The organism is Tessaracoccus sp. O5.2, assembly GCF_964266725.1.
Taxonomy (GTDB): Bacteria; Actinomycetota; Actinomycetes; order Propionibacteriales; family Propionibacteriaceae; genus Arachnia; species Arachnia lapidicapta.
This window is the reverse complement of record NZ_CAXWGV010000009.1, coordinates 45,358-59,832: the sequence shown is the minus strand read 5'-3', so window position 1 is coordinate 59,832 and position 14,475 is coordinate 45,358. Positions and strand designations below refer to the sequence as shown.

15 protein-coding genes are annotated in these 14,475 nt (G+C 70.7%); 8 read left to right on the top strand and 7 right to left on the bottom strand.

Translation table 11 applies throughout. The annotated features are described in order from the left end of the window. Positions 1-178: 178 nt before the first annotated feature. Positions 179-1,291, bottom strand: coding sequence for an IS630 family transposase (locus tag ACFQPD_RS05505; RefSeq protein ID WP_385899252.1), 1,113 nt, complete (start codon positions 1,289-1,291; stop codon positions 179-181). Positions 1,292-1,374: 83 nt separating this feature from the next. Between ACFQPD_RS05505 and ACFQPD_RS05500 the strand changes: the two genes are divergently transcribed. After that, a complete protein-coding gene (locus ACFQPD_RS05500) occupies positions 1,375-1,707 on the top strand; it encodes a hypothetical protein (RefSeq protein WP_385899249.1) in 333 nt (110 codons plus the stop codon). Positions 1,708-1,735: 28 nt separating this feature from the next. On the opposite strand, the gene bioB is transcribed toward ACFQPD_RS05500, so the two are convergent. Beyond that, positions 1,736-2,791: a biotin synthase BioB gene (bioB, locus tag ACFQPD_RS05495; protein ID WP_385899247.1), complete on the bottom strand. Its 1,056-nt coding sequence runs from the start codon at positions 2,789-2,791 to the stop codon at positions 1,736-1,738. 389 nt (positions 2,792-3,180) lie between these two features. On the opposite strand from bioB, the gene groES reads away from it, so the two are divergent. The 6 genes from groES (at position 3,181) to ACFQPD_RS05465 (ending at position 9,351) form a co-directional block, all read left to right on the top strand. Beyond that, positions 3,181-3,477 (top strand): co-chaperone GroES, encoded by a 297-nt coding sequence (gene groES / locus ACFQPD_RS05490; protein WP_068750747.1) that lies wholly within the window; start codon positions 3,181-3,183, stop codon positions 3,475-3,477. 12 nt (positions 3,478-3,489) lie between these two features. Then, positions 3,490-5,073, top strand: a complete 1,584-nt coding sequence (gene groL, locus ACFQPD_RS05485) for a chaperonin GroEL (RefSeq protein ID WP_385899244.1) — start codon at positions 3,490-3,492, stop codon at positions 5,071-5,073. A gap of 160 nt (positions 5,074-5,233) precedes the next feature. Then, positions 5,234-6,739 (top strand): IMP dehydrogenase, encoded by a 1,506-nt coding sequence (gene guaB, locus ACFQPD_RS05480; RefSeq protein WP_068751099.1) that lies wholly within the window; start codon positions 5,234-5,236, stop codon positions 6,737-6,739. 16 nt (positions 6,740-6,755) lie between these two features. Further along, on the top strand, positions 6,756-7,856 hold the full coding sequence (locus ACFQPD_RS05475) for a GuaB3 family IMP dehydrogenase-related protein (RefSeq protein ID WP_068750751.1): 1,101 nt from the start codon (positions 6,756-6,758) through the stop codon (positions 7,854-7,856). A 16-nt stretch (positions 7,857-7,872) separates the two neighbouring features. Next, positions 7,873-8,166, top strand: a complete 294-nt coding sequence (locus tag ACFQPD_RS05470) for a chorismate mutase (RefSeq protein WP_068750753.1) — start codon at positions 7,873-7,875, stop codon at positions 8,164-8,166. A gap of 3 nt (positions 8,167-8,169) precedes the next feature. After that, positions 8,170-9,351: a flavin monoamine oxidase family protein gene (locus tag ACFQPD_RS05465; protein WP_385899241.1), complete on the top strand. Its 1,182-nt coding sequence runs from the start codon at positions 8,170-8,172 to the stop codon at positions 9,349-9,351. Between the two features lie 4 nt (positions 9,352-9,355). Here ACFQPD_RS05465 and ACFQPD_RS05460 read toward each other — a convergent pair whose 3' ends face one another. Beyond that, positions 9,356-10,189, bottom strand: coding sequence for an NAD-dependent epimerase/dehydratase family protein (locus ACFQPD_RS05460; RefSeq protein WP_385899238.1), 834 nt, complete (start codon positions 10,187-10,189; stop codon positions 9,356-9,358). Positions 10,190-10,256: 67 nt separating this feature from the next. Then, complete coding sequence (gene cysK / locus ACFQPD_RS05455; RefSeq protein ID WP_385899235.1) at positions 10,257-11,186, bottom strand: cysteine synthase A; 930 nt, start codon at positions 11,184-11,186, stop codon at positions 10,257-10,259. Between the two features lie 111 nt (positions 11,187-11,297). On the opposite strand from cysK, the gene guaA reads away from it, so the two are divergent. Beyond that, the gene (gene guaA, locus ACFQPD_RS05450) at positions 11,298-12,851 is read left to right on the top strand and encodes a glutamine-hydrolyzing GMP synthase (RefSeq protein WP_385899232.1); all 1,554 of its coding nucleotides are present in this window, start codon (positions 11,298-11,300) and stop codon (positions 12,849-12,851) included. A 7-nt stretch (positions 12,852-12,858) separates the two neighbouring features. Here the strand turns inward: guaA and ACFQPD_RS05445 are convergent, their stop codons facing one another. From ACFQPD_RS05445 to ACFQPD_RS05435, 3 genes are read right to left on the bottom strand one after another with little or no spacing between them, the layout of a single operon-like run. Next, positions 12,859-13,140, bottom strand: coding sequence for a PspC domain-containing protein (locus ACFQPD_RS05445; protein WP_068750763.1), 282 nt, complete (start codon positions 13,138-13,140; stop codon positions 12,859-12,861). Beyond that, on the bottom strand, positions 13,137-13,331 hold the full coding sequence (locus tag ACFQPD_RS05440) for a hypothetical protein (RefSeq protein WP_353081408.1): 195 nt from the start codon (positions 13,329-13,331) through the stop codon (positions 13,137-13,139). Before ACFQPD_RS05440 ends, ACFQPD_RS05445 begins: the two co-directional genes overlap by 4 nt. A 2-nt stretch (positions 13,332-13,333) precedes the next feature. Continuing rightward, positions 13,334-14,446, bottom strand: a complete 1,113-nt coding sequence (locus ACFQPD_RS05435; protein ID WP_385899228.1) for a PspC domain-containing protein — start codon at positions 14,444-14,446, stop codon at positions 13,334-13,336. Positions 14,447-14,475: the final 29 nt, after the last annotated feature.

The window sequence follows — 14,475 nt, the reverse complement described above, 5'->3', positions numbered from 1 at the left end:
TCCGCACGAACGGACTCACCCCAGCACTCTACCCAGCACCCCCGATTAGTGCCCCAAAACGGACCCCCAAACCCACCCTGACAAGCAACTCAATCCCGGCGATCGGGAGCGGTTGTGGAACTCAGGTCGGAGACACCCCCTCAACATCGAACGTTTCTATCGAAACACAGCAAAGCAGTCACCTCTGACAGAAACCGACACAAGAGTCTGTGCGGGTGTACTTCCAGTCGAATGGGGTGGCGGTGGCGTTGTAGCGCTGCTGGAAGGCCAGGATTCGGCCGGCGAGGTCGTCGAGGTCGGTGAAGTCCCCGGTGGCGATGGCTTTGCGTTGCAGGATCGAGAAGTAGATCTCGACTTGGTTCAGCCATGAGGCGTGCACGGGCAGGTGGACGAGGGTGGCCGTGGGCCACGCCTGCTGCATGCCTTCGACGGATCGCCAGCCGTTGTGGGAGGAACCGTTGTCCACGACCCAGAACACGCGGCGGGCCGAAGCGTAGGGCTCGGTGGTCATCACCTTGGCGACGAGGTCGGCGAAGGGTTCGATGCCGGTCGTGGGGGCGATGGTGCCGATCACACTCGCGCGGTGGACGTCGTAGGCGGCGAAGTAGGCCAGCGTTCCACCACGGCGGTACTCGAACTCGACTCTCCGGGTCCGTCCTGGCCCGGGGGGCAGGTCGGGGTGGCGGCGGCGCAGGGCCTGCAGTTGGGACTTCTCGTCGGCGCTGATCACGTACTCGTCGGCAGCGAGGGTGGCGCCGTCCCAGCGGCGGTCGTACAGGTCCAACACGACACCGGCCTGCGCGGCGAAGTCAGCGTCGCGCGGGAAGATCCAGGTCCGGTGCTGCCAGGGCTTGATGGCGTCCTTGGCCAGCCACCGGCGGATCGTGCTCGGGCTGATAGATGCGGTCACGCCTTGGGTCACCGCTTCGAGGGCCAGGTCGGCGGTTGACCAACGGGCCAACGGGACCTCGCTGTCCGCGGGAGGGGTGCAGGCCAGCGCCTTGACCTGGGCGACCTGGACCGGTGTGAACACGGGCGGACGCCCGGACCGGGGGAGATCGTTCAGCCCGTCCAGCCCGTGGCGGGCATAGCGCTTGCGCCACTTACGGACCGTGTCGACATGCACACCCAGGTCAGCGGCGATGGCCGCGTTCGTGTGGCCATGGGCGGCGGCGAGGATGATGCGCGAGCGGATGACCTGTCGATGCTCGGCGCGTGCGGAGTGGGCTCGGCTGGTCAGGACAGTGAGGTCGGCGGCGGTGGGGACGATGATGAACGGGGAAGTGGTCACCACAGCCCCTTTTGTCCCGCTGCTGGTCCGCACAACGGTGGCGACACGCCGACCAGACCGGTGGGTGGGTCAGGATGAGGCCCATGGTGAAGATCCCGGAGTCGACGAAGAACTCGTTGCAGTACCGGATGGCTGCCCGAGCCCGCGAACGCTGGCCCGCCCTCGCCCGCACGCAGGTCCGCTTCCGGGCCGGGTTCGCCTACGTCGACGGCGTGCTCGCCGACGGCGAGGTCCTCAAGCTGTGCCGGCTTCGTTACGTCGGCTACGCCAACCAGTGGGGATTCGCGATCTACCGGGCCAGCCACGACGACTACGAAGAGTCATACCTGCCCACCGGCACGATGGGCGGAGCCGCCGAAGACGCCCTCGACACCGCCTGCGGCCTCTACCTCAACGACCCCACCGCCTGGGTCTGAACCCCCGACGAACTAACGGAGATACCCACTAGGCGTTCGCGGCCACCGCGGTGCCGGCGCCACGCCGTCGGATGTCGATGTGGGGGAGCGCGGCCGGGGCGGGGGACTCGTCGGCGCCCCAGACGGTGTAGCCGCCGTCGGCCAGCATGGCGAGGTCGGCGGACCCGGCCTGGCCCTCGGACGTCAAGTAGTCGCCCAGGAACAGCGAGTTGCACACCTCGAGGCTGAGCGGCTGGAGGGAGCGCAGGTGCTGCTCGCGCCCGGCGGCGACGCGGACGTCGGCGGGGCCGTGGACGAGGCGGATCATCGCCAGGATGCGCAGGCACTTGTGCGGGGTGAGTTCCGAGTGCCCCTGGAGCGGGGTGCCGTCGAAGGGCATGAGGAAGTTGACGGGCACGGAGTCGGCGCCCACCTCGCGGAGCTGGAACGCCACCTCGACGAGCTGCTCGTCGGATTCGCCCATGCCTGCGATGAGGCCGGAGCAGGCGGACAGGCCGTGTTCGCGGGCGTGCTGGACGGTGTCGCGGCGGTCGTCGTAGTCGTGGGTGGTGCAGATGTTGTCGTAGTGCGACTCGGCGGTGTTGAGGTTGTGGTTGTAGGCGTCGGCGCCGGCGCCGGCGAGGCGCTCGGCCTGGCCGTCCTTGAGGAGGCCGAGGCAGGCGCAGACCTCGACGCCGGGGTTGTCGGCCTTGAGGTCCTCGATGATGCCGGCGACGCGGGCGACGTCGCGGTCCGACGGCCCGCGCCCGGAGGCGACGAGGCAGACGCGGCCGGCGCCGGCGCTGATGCCTGCCCTGGCGGCGGCGAGCGCGTCGTCGTGGGTGAGCCAGGTGTAGCGGAGGATCTCGGCCTCGGAGCCGAGGCGCTGGGAGCAGTAGAAGCAGTCCTCCGGGCACTTGCCCGACTTGAGGTTGACGAGGTAGTTCACCTTGACGCTCGAGCCGTGGAAGTGGCGTCGGACCCGGCCGGCGGCGGCGACGAGTTCGTAGGTCCGCTCGTCCGGCAGGCGGAGGATGGCGAGCGCCTCGTCGGGGGTGATGGTGTCGCCGGCGATGACTCGGTCGGCCAGCGAGTTGAGGTCCATGGTGCTCCCTTGCGATTTGAACGGTGTTCAGATTCTAACAGTGTTCAAACGCCGTGTGTTGGTTGGGTCGCCCCGCCAACCCTTGGCCCTCGACGCCAATCCTTGATCCCGTTCGCCAACCGTGTCCGTGTTCGCCGATCCTGTAGGGCTGCGTCCATGAAAACCGTTGGCGAACGCATCTGACGGTTGGCGAGTGGCCAACCTGGACGAGGCGGGCACGTGGTTTGGCACTCGGCTTGATTGAGTGCTAAACCCGGGATAACGTAAGAGCTGGCACTCGACCTGGTCGGGTGCTAACGGTCGGACGGCACCCGCGACGACGCCCGGCCGCTGCTCAACCTGACCTATTCGCCGACCTCCAGGTCGGATATGAGAGAAAGGTGTTTGACGTGGCAACCACGATCAAGCCGCTCGAGGACCGCATCCTCATCCAGCCCCTCGAGGCCGTTCAGACCACCGCTTCCGGCCTTGTCATCCCCGACACCGCCAAGGAGAAGCCGCAGGAGGGCAAGGTCATCGCCACCGGCCCCGGGCGCATCGATGACAAGGGCAACCGCGTCCCGCTCGACGTCGCCGAGGGCGATGTCGTCATCTTCTCGAAGTACGGCGGCACCGAAGTCAAGTACGACGGCCAGGAATACCTCCTGCTGAACGCCCGCGACATCCTCGCCGTCGTCAGCAAGTAAGGACACCACTTCATGCCCAAGATTCTCGCTTTCGACGAGGAGGCGCGCCGCGCGCTCGAGCGCGGCGTTGACATCCTCGCCAACACGGTCAAGGTGACCCTCGGCCCCAAGGGCCGCTACGTCGTCCTCGACAAGAAGTGGGGCGCCCCGACCATCACCAACGACGGCGTGACCGTCGCCAAGGAGGTCGAGCTCGACGATCCCTACGAGGACCTCGGCGCGCAGCTCGCCAAGGAAGTCGCCACCAAGACCAACGACGTCGCCGGTGACGGCACCACGACGGCCACCGTCCTCGCCCAGGCCATGGTCCACCAGGGTCTGCGCGCGGTCGCCGCGGGCGTCAACCCCATCGGGCTCAAGCGCGGCATCGACAAGGCCGTGGAGGCCGTCGTCGAGCGGCTGCGGGAGAACGCCCGCCCGGTCGACACCACCGCCGACATGGCGTCGGTCGCCACCATCTCCTCGCGCGACGAGCAGATCGGCGACCTGATCGCCGAGGCGTTCGACAAGGTCGGCAAGGACGGCGTCATCACCGTCGACGAGTCCAACACCATGGGCACCGAGCTCGAGTTCACCGAGGGCATGCAGTTCGACAAGGGCTACCTGTCCCCGTACTTCGTGACCGACGCGGACCGCATGGAGGCCATCCTCGACGATCCGTACATCCTCATCCACAGCGGCAAGATCTCGTCGATGAACGACCTGCTGCCCCTGCTGGAGAAGGTCATCGCGGCCAAGGGCACGCTGTTCATCGTGGCCGAGGACGTCGACGGCGAGGCGCTGTCGACGCTCGTGGTCAACAAGATCCGCGGCACGTTCACCTCGGTGGCCGTCAAGGCCCCCGCGTTCGGCGACCGTCGCAAGGCCATGCTCGAGGACATCGCGATCCTCACCGGCGGCCAGGTCGTGGCGCCCGAGGTGGGCCTCAAGCTCGACCAGGTCGGTCTGGAGGTGCTCGGCCGCGCCCGTCGCGTCGTCGTCACCAAGGACAACACGACCATCGTCGACGGTGCGGGCGACCACGCCGAGGTCACCGGCCGCGTGTCGCAGCTGCAGGCCGAGATCGCGCGCACCGATTCCGACTGGGACCGCGAGAAGCTCCAGGAGCGGGTCGCGAAGCTGGCCGGCGGCGTGTGCGTCATCAAGGTCGGCGCCGCCACCGAGGTGGAGCTCAAGGAGAAGAAGCACCGCATCGAGGACGCCGTGTCCGCGACGCGCGCTGCCATCGAGGAGGGCATCGTCGCCGGTGGCGGCTCGGCCCTCATCCACGCCGGCGCGGTCCTGGGGGACCACCTCGGCCTCGAGGGCGACGAGAAGGCCGGCGTCGACGTGGTGGCCAAGGCCCTCGTCGAGCCGCTGCGCTGGATCGCCGAGAACGGCGGCGTGTCGGGCTACGTCATCACGTCCAAGGTCGCCGAGCTGGAGGTCGGCCACGGCTACAACGCCCGCACCGACGAGTACCAGAACCTCGTCGAGCACGGCGTCATCGACCCGGTCAAGGTGACGCGTTCCGCGCTCGCCAACGCCGCGTCGATCGCGTCGCTTCTGCTCACCACCGAGACCCTGGTGGTGGACAAGCGCGAGGACGAGAGCTGAGTCTCCCGGCCTGACTGCATGCGGGGCCCCGTCTGGTTCGTCCGGGCGGGGCCCCGCCGCGTCCCCGGCGGGCGGAAGCGCGGTCGGCGCGCAGGCGTCGGCGGCGTAGACTGGCCCCCGACGTGCCGGTTGAGTGAAGGGTGGATGCGTGTTCGAGGAACTGACCGGAGCCGGGGTGCCCAGCCCGTTCGCCGCCCTGGGGCTGACGTTCGACGATGTGCTGCTGCAGCCCAACCAGTCCGACATCATCCCCTCGGCTGTCGACACCGGCACCCAGCTGACCCGCCGGGTCCGCCTGGGGGTCCCGCTGGCCTCCGCCGCGATGGACACCGTCACCGAATCCCGGATGGCCGTCGCCATGGCCCGCGAGGGCGGCATCGGCATCCTGCACCGCAACCTCGCCATCGCGGATCAGGCGCAGATGGTGGACCAGGTCAAGCGGTCCGAGGCCGGGATGGTCGGCAACCCCATCACCGTCCGCCCCGACGCCACGCTCGGTGAGGTCGACGAGATGTGCGGCGCCTACCGCATCTCCGGCGCCCCCGTCGTCGACGACGACGGCCGCCTGCTGGGCATCATCACCAACCGGGACATGCGTTTCGAGGACGACCCGAGCCGCCCGGTGTCCGAGGTCATGACCCGCATGCCCCTGGTCACCGCACGAGTCGGAGTCAGCTCCGACGAGGCCCTTGCCCTGCTGGCCCGGCACAAGGTCGAGAAGCTGCCCATCGTCGACGACGAGGGGCGCCTGACCGGGCTGATCACGCTCAAGGACTTCGTCAAGGCCGACAAATACCCCAACGCCGCCAAGGACGACCAGGGCCGGCTGCGCGTCGGCGCCGCCGTCGGGTTCTTCGGGGACTCGTGGGAGCGGGCGATGTCGCTGGTCGAGGCCGGCGTGGACGTCATCATCGTCGACACGGCACACGGGCACAGCAAGGGCGTCGTCGACATGATCAAGCGGCTCAAGGCGGATCCCGCCGCGGCCGCCGTCGACATCATCGGCGGCAACGTCGCGACCTATGCCGGCGCCAAGGCGCTGGTCGAGGCGGGCGCCGACGGCGTCAAGGTGGGCGTCGGCCCCGGCTCCATCTGCACGACGCGCGTGGTCGCCGGCGTCGGGGTCCCGCAGGTCACGGCCATCTACGACGCCGCGCGCGCCTGCCGTCCGGCCGGGGTGCCGGTCATCGGCGACGGCGGGCTCCAGTACTCCGGGGACATCGCCAAGGCCATCGTCGCGGGCGCCTCGTCGGTGATGCTCGGCTCGCTGCTCGCCGGCTGCGAAGAGAGCCCCGGCGAGCTTGTGTTCATCAACGGCAAGCAGTTCAAGAGCTACCGCGGCATGGGGTCGCTGGGCGCCATGGCCGCACGCGGCCGGAAGGCTTCGTATTCGAAGGACCGCTACTTCCAGGGCGACGTCACCACCGACGACAAGCTCATCCCCGAGGGCATCGAGGGGCAGGTCGCCTACCGCGGCCCCCTGGCCGCCGTCGCGTACCAGCTGGTCGGCGGGCTGCGGCAGTCGATGTTCTACTCCGGCGCCGGCACCATCCCCGAGCTGCAGGAGCGGGGCCGGTTCGTGCGCATCACGCCCGCCGGTCTGCGAGAATCGCACCCGCACGACATCCAGCTCACCGCCGAAGCCCCCAACTACTGGTCGCGCTGAGGCCGAAGGAGAACCCATGTACGAGCTTGGGCGCAGCAAGCGCGCCAGCCACGCCTACTCGTTCGACGACGTCGCCATCGCGCCCACGCGGCGCACGCGCGGCGAGGACGAGGTGGACCTCACGTGGAAGATCGACGCGGTGTCCTTCGACGTCCCCATCGTCGCGGCGCCCATGGATTCGGTCATGAGTCCGGCCACGGCGATCCGGATGGGCGAGCTCGGCGGCCTGGGCGTGCTCAACCTCGAGGGCCTCTGGACGCGCTACGAGGATCCGCAGGCCCAGTACGAGCAGATCACGCAGCAGTCGGACCAGGTCGTGGCGACCAAGCGGCTGCAGGAGATCTACGCCGAACCGGTCAAGGCCGAACTGATCCGGGACCGGCTGGCGGAGCTCCGGACGGCCGGCGTCCCGGTCGCCGGGTCCCTGTCGCCCGCCCGGACGCTCGAGTTCGCCCCCGTGCTGGAGAAGGCGGGGATGGACTTCTTCGTCGTGCGCGGCACCACGGTCTCGGCCGAGCACGTCGGTGGCGAGGACACGCTCAACCTCAAGGACTTCATCTACCGCTTCGACGTGCCCGTCCTCGTGGGCGGGGTCGCGACCTACCGCGCCGCACTGCACCTCATGCGCTCCGGCGCGGCCGGTGTGCTGGTCGGGTTCGGCGGCGGAGCCACCCACACCACGGCCTCCGTGCTCGGCATCGAGGTTCCCATGGCGTCGGCGGTCGCGGACGTCGCGGAGGCGCGCCGCGACTACCTGGAGGAGTCTGGCGGTCGCTATGTGCACCTCATCGCCGACGGCGCCGTCGGCCGCTCCGGCGACATCGCCAAGGCCATCGCCTGCGGTGCGGACGCGGTGATGGTGGGCTCGCCGCTCGCGCGGGCGACGGAGGCCCCCGGCCGCGGGTGGCACTGGGGCAGCGAGGCGTGGCACGCCCGCCTGCCGCGCGGTGAGCGCTCCTTCTTCGAGCAGGTCGGGACCCTCGAGGAGGTCGTGCTCGGCCCGTCGCGGGTGCCCGACGGCACGATGAACCTCGCGGGCGGCCTGCGCAAGGCCATGGCGCTGACCGGCTACACCGACATCAAGTCCTTCCAGCGGATCGACCTGATCCTCCACTGAGCCCCGAGGAGCGCCGATGGACGACGCACTGACCGAACTCAACCGCCTGCGCGGCAGCATCGACAACATGGACTCCGCGCTGATCCATCTCCTGGCGGAGCGGTTCAAGGTGACCCAACGCGTCGGCGAGCTCAAGGCCCGCGCCGGGCTGCCGGCCGCGGACCCGGACCGCGAGGCGCGACAGATCTCCCGGCTGCGGGCGCTCGCGGTGGAGGCGGAACTCGACCCGGAGCTGGCGGAGAAGTTCCTCACGTTCATCGTCGCCGAGGTGGTACGGCATCACGAGAAGATCGCCCGAGGGGAGGGCTGACCCATGGGTCGTGTCATCGTGGTGGGCGCGGGGCTCGCCGGGTTGCGGGCCGCCGGCCGGCTCGCCGCGTCGGGGTCAGAGGTGCTCGTCCTCGAGGCAGCCGGCCGCGTGGGCGGCCGGGTTACCACCGAGGAGGTGGACGGTTTCCGCTGTGACCGCGGCTTCCAGCTGCTCAACCCCGGCTACCCGGCCGCACGCAGGGCCCTCGACCTGGCCAGGCTCGACCTCCACCGGTTCGGACGCGGCGCGGTGCTGCGCGCGGATGCGGGGCGCTCCGTCCTGGCGGACCCGACGCGGCACCCGGCCCACGCCGTCGACCTGCTCCGCGGTCCGCTGACGGGCGCCGACCTGGCCGCGGTGGTGCGCTGGCTGCGCGGCGCCGGGGACGACGCGGCCACCCTCGCCGAGGCGGTGGCCCGCGCGGGGTTCTCGCCCGTCGTCGGGCGCGCGCTGCTGACGTTCTTCGCCGGCGTCACGCTCGACCCGACGGGGGCGACTGCGGCGGCGCAGGTGCGCCGCCTGGCCGGCTACTTCGCGCTCGCGACGCCGGGAGTACCCGCGCAGGGCATGGCGGCGGTGCCGTTGCAGCTCGCCGAGCCCCTGGCCGGGCGCATCCAGCTCGGCACGCCCGTGACCGCGGTGGCGCCGGATGCCGCCGGCGTCATCGTGCACCGCGCGGACGGCCGGGAGGAGCGCGCGGCCGGAGTGGTGCTGGCGGCCGGGCCGGTCGGCAACGCGGCCCTGCTGGGGCTGGAGCCCCCGCGCATGCTCGGCGCGACCACCTGGTGGTTCGCGGCGGACGAGGCGCCGAGCAGGTCGCCGTTCCTGCACCTCGACGTGCGGGCCGAGGCGCGGATCGCCAACACCTGCGTGCAGTCGAACGCGGTGCCCTCCTACGCGCCGGCCGGGCGGCACCTCGTCCAGGTCACCGCCGTGGGGGCGCACGGACTGTCCGACGGCGACGCCGCGCGGGAATCCGGCGACGTGCTGGGCGCCGACCCGAGGTCGTGGCAGCTGCTGGTCCGCCACGACGTCACGCACGCCCTGCCGGCCATGGCACCCGGCGCGCACGCGCTGGCTCCCGTGCCGGCCCGGACCGCCGTCGCCGACGACCTGCCGGGGGCGTCCATCCAGGACGCCCTGGCCGCCGGGGAGCGGGCGGCGAGCGCGGTCGCCACCGTCTGACGGGTCAGCCGCCGACCTCGTCGCGCCACGTGTGCTGCGGGTGGAAGCCCATCTGGTCCTTGGCGGCCTGGTTGCTCAGCAGGGTTCCGTACTCCGCGACGGAGTCGGGGACCTCCATGCCCGGGTGAATGACCTCCAGTGCCTCCCGGGTGGGCACGTCGAGGATCGTGTCGTCGGCCGCGATGACGAACGCGTGCGAGCCGGACAGGCTCGCCGTCAGGGCGGCCTCGCACGAGCGGGCGACGTCGCGGGCGTCGATGTAGCCGAACAGGTTCCAGCGCCGGGCCTCCGGATCCCGGGCGAACGCCGGCTGCTGCGCGTAGTCCTCCACGGTGAAGATGTTGCTCAGCCGCAGCCCGATGAACGGGATCCCCGCCCAGCGCGAGAACTGCTCGGCCATCGTCTCGGTCATCACCTTCGACAGCGAGTACGTGGAGTTCGGCAGGGGGTAGTGGCCCTCGTCGACCGGGAGGTAGTTGACCTCGTCGAACGGCAACCCCAGCGTGGTCTCGCTCGAGGCGTAGACGACGCGCTTGAGCTTGAGCTTCCACGCCGCCAGGAACACGTTGTTGTTCATCAGCATGTTCGCGTTGAGGGTGTGCGAGTCCGTGTGGATCCGGTCGGCCGGGATGTTGGCCAGGTGGATGACGGCGTCCGCGCCCGCGAGGACATCCATGGCCTCGCCGAACTGCGTCAGGTCAGCGCGGTAGAAGCGGCCGGCGTACCACGACGGCCTGGCGGCGATGTCCGTGGCGACGATGTCGTGGTCGGTGTCGGAGAAGTGGCGGAGGGTGGCCTGGCCGGCTTTGCCCGAGGCCCCCGTGATGACGATGCGCATGCGCCCAGTCTAGGGAGGCGCATAGCGGGCAGGGGCGCCGCGTCGTGACGCCCCCGCCCGCCATGACTCACTTGTCCAGCAGGCCCTCGAACAGCACGGTCGAGAGGTAGCGCTCGCCGAACGACGGGATGATCACCACGATCGTCTTGCCGGCGTTCTCCGGCCGCGAGGCGACCTCGATGGCCGCCGACAGCGCCGCGCCGGACGACAGGCCGACCAGCAGGCCCTCCTCCTGGGCAGCGCGGCGAGCGAACTCCACCGCCTGGTCGATGTTGCGCGGCAGGACCTCGTCGATGACCGACCGGTCCAGGATTTCGGGCACGAAGTTGGCGCCGATGCCCTGGATCTTGTGCGGGCCGGGTTGCCCGCCCGAGAGGATCGGGGACTCCTGCGGCTCGACCGCCACGATCCGCACCTCAGGCTTGCGCTCCTTGAGCACCTGCCCGACGCCGGTGATCGTGCCGCCGGTGCCGACGCCGGCCACGACGATGTCGACCGTGCCGTCGGTGTCGTTCCAGATCTCCTCGGCGGTGGTCCTGCGGTGGATCTCCACGTTGGCCGGATTGGCGAACTGACGCGCCAGCACCCCGCCGCGCTCCGCGGCGATCTCCTCGGCCTTCTCGACAGCGCCCCGCATGCCCTGCGGGCCGGGGGTGAGGACGAGCTCAGCACCGTAGGCCTTCAGCAGAGCGCGCCGCTCCAGGGACATCGTCTCGGGCATGGTCAGCACCACCTTGTAGCCGCGCGCGGCCCCCACCATGGCCAGGGCGATGCCGGTGTTGCCGGAGGTGCCCTCGACGATCGTTCCGCCGGGCTGCAGCTGGCCCGACGCCTCGGCGGCGTCGATGATGGACACGCCGATGCGGTCCTTGACGGAGTTGGCGGGGTTGTAGAACTCGAGCTTCGCCAGGACCGTGGCGTTGTCGCCGGCGATGCGGTTGAGCTTCACGAGGGGGGTGCGGCCGATCAGGGCGGTCACGTCAGAGTAGATGTTCATGCCGTCGCCAACCTCGCGCGACCGTCGCTTTATTCCCGCGGCGCGCCATGAATCTCACGCGGCGGGGCCGCGGATGGGAGTTCCCGGCGGCGACGCAATAGACTGCCGCGCATGACCGTCCAGCACGAGAAGGTTCTCGTCGTCGATTTCGGCGCCCAGTACGCCCAGCTCATCGCGCGCCGGGTCCGCGAGGCAGCCGTCTACTCGGAGATCGTCAGCTCGAAGATCGACGCCGACGCCATCCTCGCCCAGCGCCCCGCCGCCATCATCCTCTCCGGCGGGCCGTCGTCGGTGTACGAGGAAGGCGCGCCGCAGCTCGACCCGCGGCTGCTGGAGGCCGGCATCCCCGTGCTCGGGATCTGCTACGGCTTCCAGGCCATGGCCCAGGCGCTCGGGGGTACCGTGAACCGGACGGGCCAGCGCGAGTACGGCCGCACGCCGCTGTCGATCCACGACGGCGGGTGCCTGCTCGGCAGCTTCCCCAACACCCTCAACGTCTGGATGAGCCACGGCGACTCCGTCAGCCGCGCGCCCAAGGGCTTCCAGGTCCTCGCCCGCACCGCGGGCGCCCCCGTCGCGGCCTTCGAGGACGTCTCGCGCAAGCTGGCCGGCGTGCAGTGGCACCCCGAGGTGCTGCACTCGCAGTGGGGGCAGCAGGTGCTGGAGCACTTCCTGTTCGACATCGCCCACCTGACGCCCGACTGGACGCCCGCCAACCTGGTGACCGAGACCGTCGACGCGGTCCGCAGGCAGGTGGGGGACCGGCACGTGCTGTGCGCGCTCTCCGGCGGCGTCGACTCGGCGGTGGCGGCCGCCTTGATGCAGCGCGCCATCGGATCGCAGCTCACGTGTGTCTTCGTCGACCACGGCCTGCTCCGCGAGGGGGAGGCCGAGCAGGTCAAGGAGGACTTCGTCGCGGCCACGGGCGTGGACCTGGTCGTCGCCGACGAGCGGGAGCGTTTCCTGGGTGCGCTGGCCGGGGTGACCGACCCCGAGGAGAAGCGCAAGATCATCGGCCGCGAGTTCATCCGCACCTTCGAGGCAGCCGCCCGGGAGCTCGCCGGCGAACGGGGGATCGACTTCCTGGTCCAGGGAACGCTGTACCCGGATGTCGTGGAGTCGGGCGGCGGCGAGGGCGCGGCCAACATCAAGAGCCACCACAACGTCGGCGGCCTGCCCGACGATCTGCAGTTCACGCTCATCGAGCCCCTGCGTCGGATGTTCAAAGACGAGGTGCGGGCGGTCGGTCTCGAGCTGGGCCTGCCGGAAGAGATCGTGTGGCGGCACCCGTTCCCCGGCCCGGGGCTCGCGATCCGGATCATCGGGGAAGTCACCGAGGATCGCCTCACGACCCTCCGCCAGGCCGACGCGATCGCCCGCCACGAGTTGGCGGAGGCCCGCCTCGAGCGGGAGATCTGGCAGTTCCCGGTGGTGCTGCTCGCGGACGTCCGCTCGGTCGGGGTGCAGGGCGACGGGCGGACGTACGGCCACCCGATCGTGCTGCGGCCGGTGGTGTCCGACGACGCCATGACGGCCGACTGGGCCCGGCTGCCCTACGACGTGCTCGAGAAGATCTCCTCACGGATCACCAACGAGTGCGTCGAGGTCAACCGGGTCGTCGTCGACATCACCAGCAAGCCGCCGGGCACCATCGAGTGGGAGTGATACCCGCTCAGATGTCGTAGCGGGGGCCGCCCTCGGGCGGCTGCGGGTTGTTGCGCGAGTCGTACCAGCGCTTCGCCTTGTCGAAGCCCTCCTCGGCCAGCGACCCGCCGTCCTCCTCGCGGGGGATGACGGCCCACAGGACCAGGTAGATCAGCACGCCGCTGCCGGCGAAGATGGCGACGAGCACGAACGCGATGCGCACGAGCGTCGCGTCGACGCCCAGGTAGCGGGCCAGGCCGGCGCAGACGCCGCCGATCATGGCGCCGGAGCGGGGGCGGGTGAGTTTCATGGGAGTTCCTTTCGGGGGGTTCGGCCGCGGGAGGCGAGGAGTCCGATCGCGCCGGCCGCGGCCAGGATCACGGCGAGGATCGGTTGCATGAAGGGCGCCGCGAGCAGCGGCGCGGTGATGAGCACGATGCCGAAGCCGACGGCGGCGAGGCCGACGGCCAGGGCGGACAGGTCCAGCGGGGGCCGGGACATGGTCACTCCTCAATTCTGACGCGGCTGAGCGTCGCGTCGACGATGACGTCGACATCGAGGCGTTCCCGCCCGCGCTCGCTCGGCCAGGCCGGGTCAAGCGTCACCTCGCTCAGCACGTTGGTGTGGTCCGCGACACCTCCGGTGGGCCAGGCGGGGAGGAGCACGGTGACGTCGGAGGCGACGGCCTCGACGCGGAGCTCCGTGATGTCGGTGAAGTCGGTGTCTGTGAGGTCGATGACGCGGCTGTCGGCCACCGTCTTGACGGTCAGGACGCCCGGGTCCGGGGCCGTCAGCTCGCCGGCCGCCTGCGTCGACAGCCACCCGGAGGCAGCCATGCCGGCCACCAGCGCGATCAGCAGCGGCCGAGGCACGCGTCGCTCCCGCGTCACGAGGGCGTACCCGACCGTCAGCAGTCCTGCGGTGACCATGCCGGAGCCCAACGCGGCGGGGACGCTGCCGAGCAGGACGAAGGCCGCGGCCGACGCGACGACCGCTACGCCGAGGATCGTCGCGCCCGTCCCCCACGCTGCCGGTGGGCGGGGAGCCTGCGGGCGGGCGGGCGCGGGGGAGTAGAGATCAACGACGGGCAGACTCGCGGCGAGGCGGTCCTGCCCTGCCGCCGCCTCCATGGTGGAGCGCCACCGCGCCACCAGGTGGTCGTCGCTTTCGGCCACCGGCTGCTCCGCCGGCGCGTCCGGGGCGGCAGTCCGGCCGCCCAGCTTGCCGCGGCGGGCCAGGACCAGGATGCCGAGGAGCAGGACGCCGGGACCCCACGGCAGGGGGGTGGCGGAGCTAACCAGCATCACGAGGGCGAGCGAACTGCCCACCACCGTGGCCTGCTGGGCGAGCCGGCTCCATGTCGCGAAGGTGGGCAGGTGTGCGTCGATGGGCCGGATGCCGTCGCGGCCCGGGGTGAGGGCGCTGCCCCAGAGGTAGAGCGCCGCGCCGATGCCGCCGCTGAGCGCCAGGAGGGCGAACGCGACGCGCACCAGCACGACGTCGACGCCGAGCCGTGCCGCGATGGCACGGGAGAGCCCGGTGCCGGGCCCCGCCTCCTGACGCCGGAGTCCGCGGAGGCCGGGATCGAGCCAACCCAGGTCGAGGTGCGTGGTCATGGAACCAGTCTCCCGCGGCCGGGGCGTCG

Coding starts and splice junctions, on each gene's coding strand:
- ACFQPD_RS05435 (WP_385899228.1), bottom strand. CDS start 14,446: ATGACCACGCACCTCGACCTGGGTTGGCTCGATCCCGGCCTCCGCGGA.
- ACFQPD_RS05445 (WP_068750763.1), bottom strand. CDS start 13,140: ATGAAACTCACCCGCCCCCGCTCCGGCGCCATGATCGGCGGCGTCTGC.
- guaA (WP_385899232.1), top strand. CDS start 11,298: ATGACCGTCCAGCACGAGAAGGTTCTCGTCGTCGATTTCGGCGCCCAG.
- cysK (WP_385899235.1), bottom strand. CDS start 11,186: ATGAACATCTACTCTGACGTGACCGCCCTGATCGGCCGCACCCCCCTC.
- ACFQPD_RS05465 (WP_385899241.1), top strand. CDS start 8,170: ATGGGTCGTGTCATCGTGGTGGGCGCGGGGCTCGCCGGGTTGCGGGCC.
- ACFQPD_RS05470 (WP_068750753.1), top strand. CDS start 7,873: ATGGACGACGCACTGACCGAACTCAACCGCCTGCGCGGCAGCATCGAC.
- bioB (WP_385899247.1), bottom strand. CDS start 2,791: ATGGACCTCAACTCGCTGGCCGACCGAGTCATCGCCGGCGACACCATC.
- ACFQPD_RS05475 (WP_068750751.1), top strand. CDS start 6,756: ATGTACGAGCTTGGGCGCAGCAAGCGCGCCAGCCACGCCTACTCGTTC.
- ACFQPD_RS05460 (WP_385899238.1), bottom strand. CDS start 10,189: ATGCGCATCGTCATCACGGGGGCCTCGGGCAAAGCCGGCCAGGCCACC.
- ACFQPD_RS05500 (WP_385899249.1), top strand. CDS start 1,375: ATGGTGAAGATCCCGGAGTCGACGAAGAACTCGTTGCAGTACCGGATG.
- ACFQPD_RS05440 (WP_353081408.1), bottom strand. CDS start 13,331: ATGTCCCGGCCCCCGCTGGACCTGTCCGCCCTGGCCGTCGGCCTCGCC.
- groL (WP_385899244.1), top strand. CDS start 3,490: ATGCCCAAGATTCTCGCTTTCGACGAGGAGGCGCGCCGCGCGCTCGAG.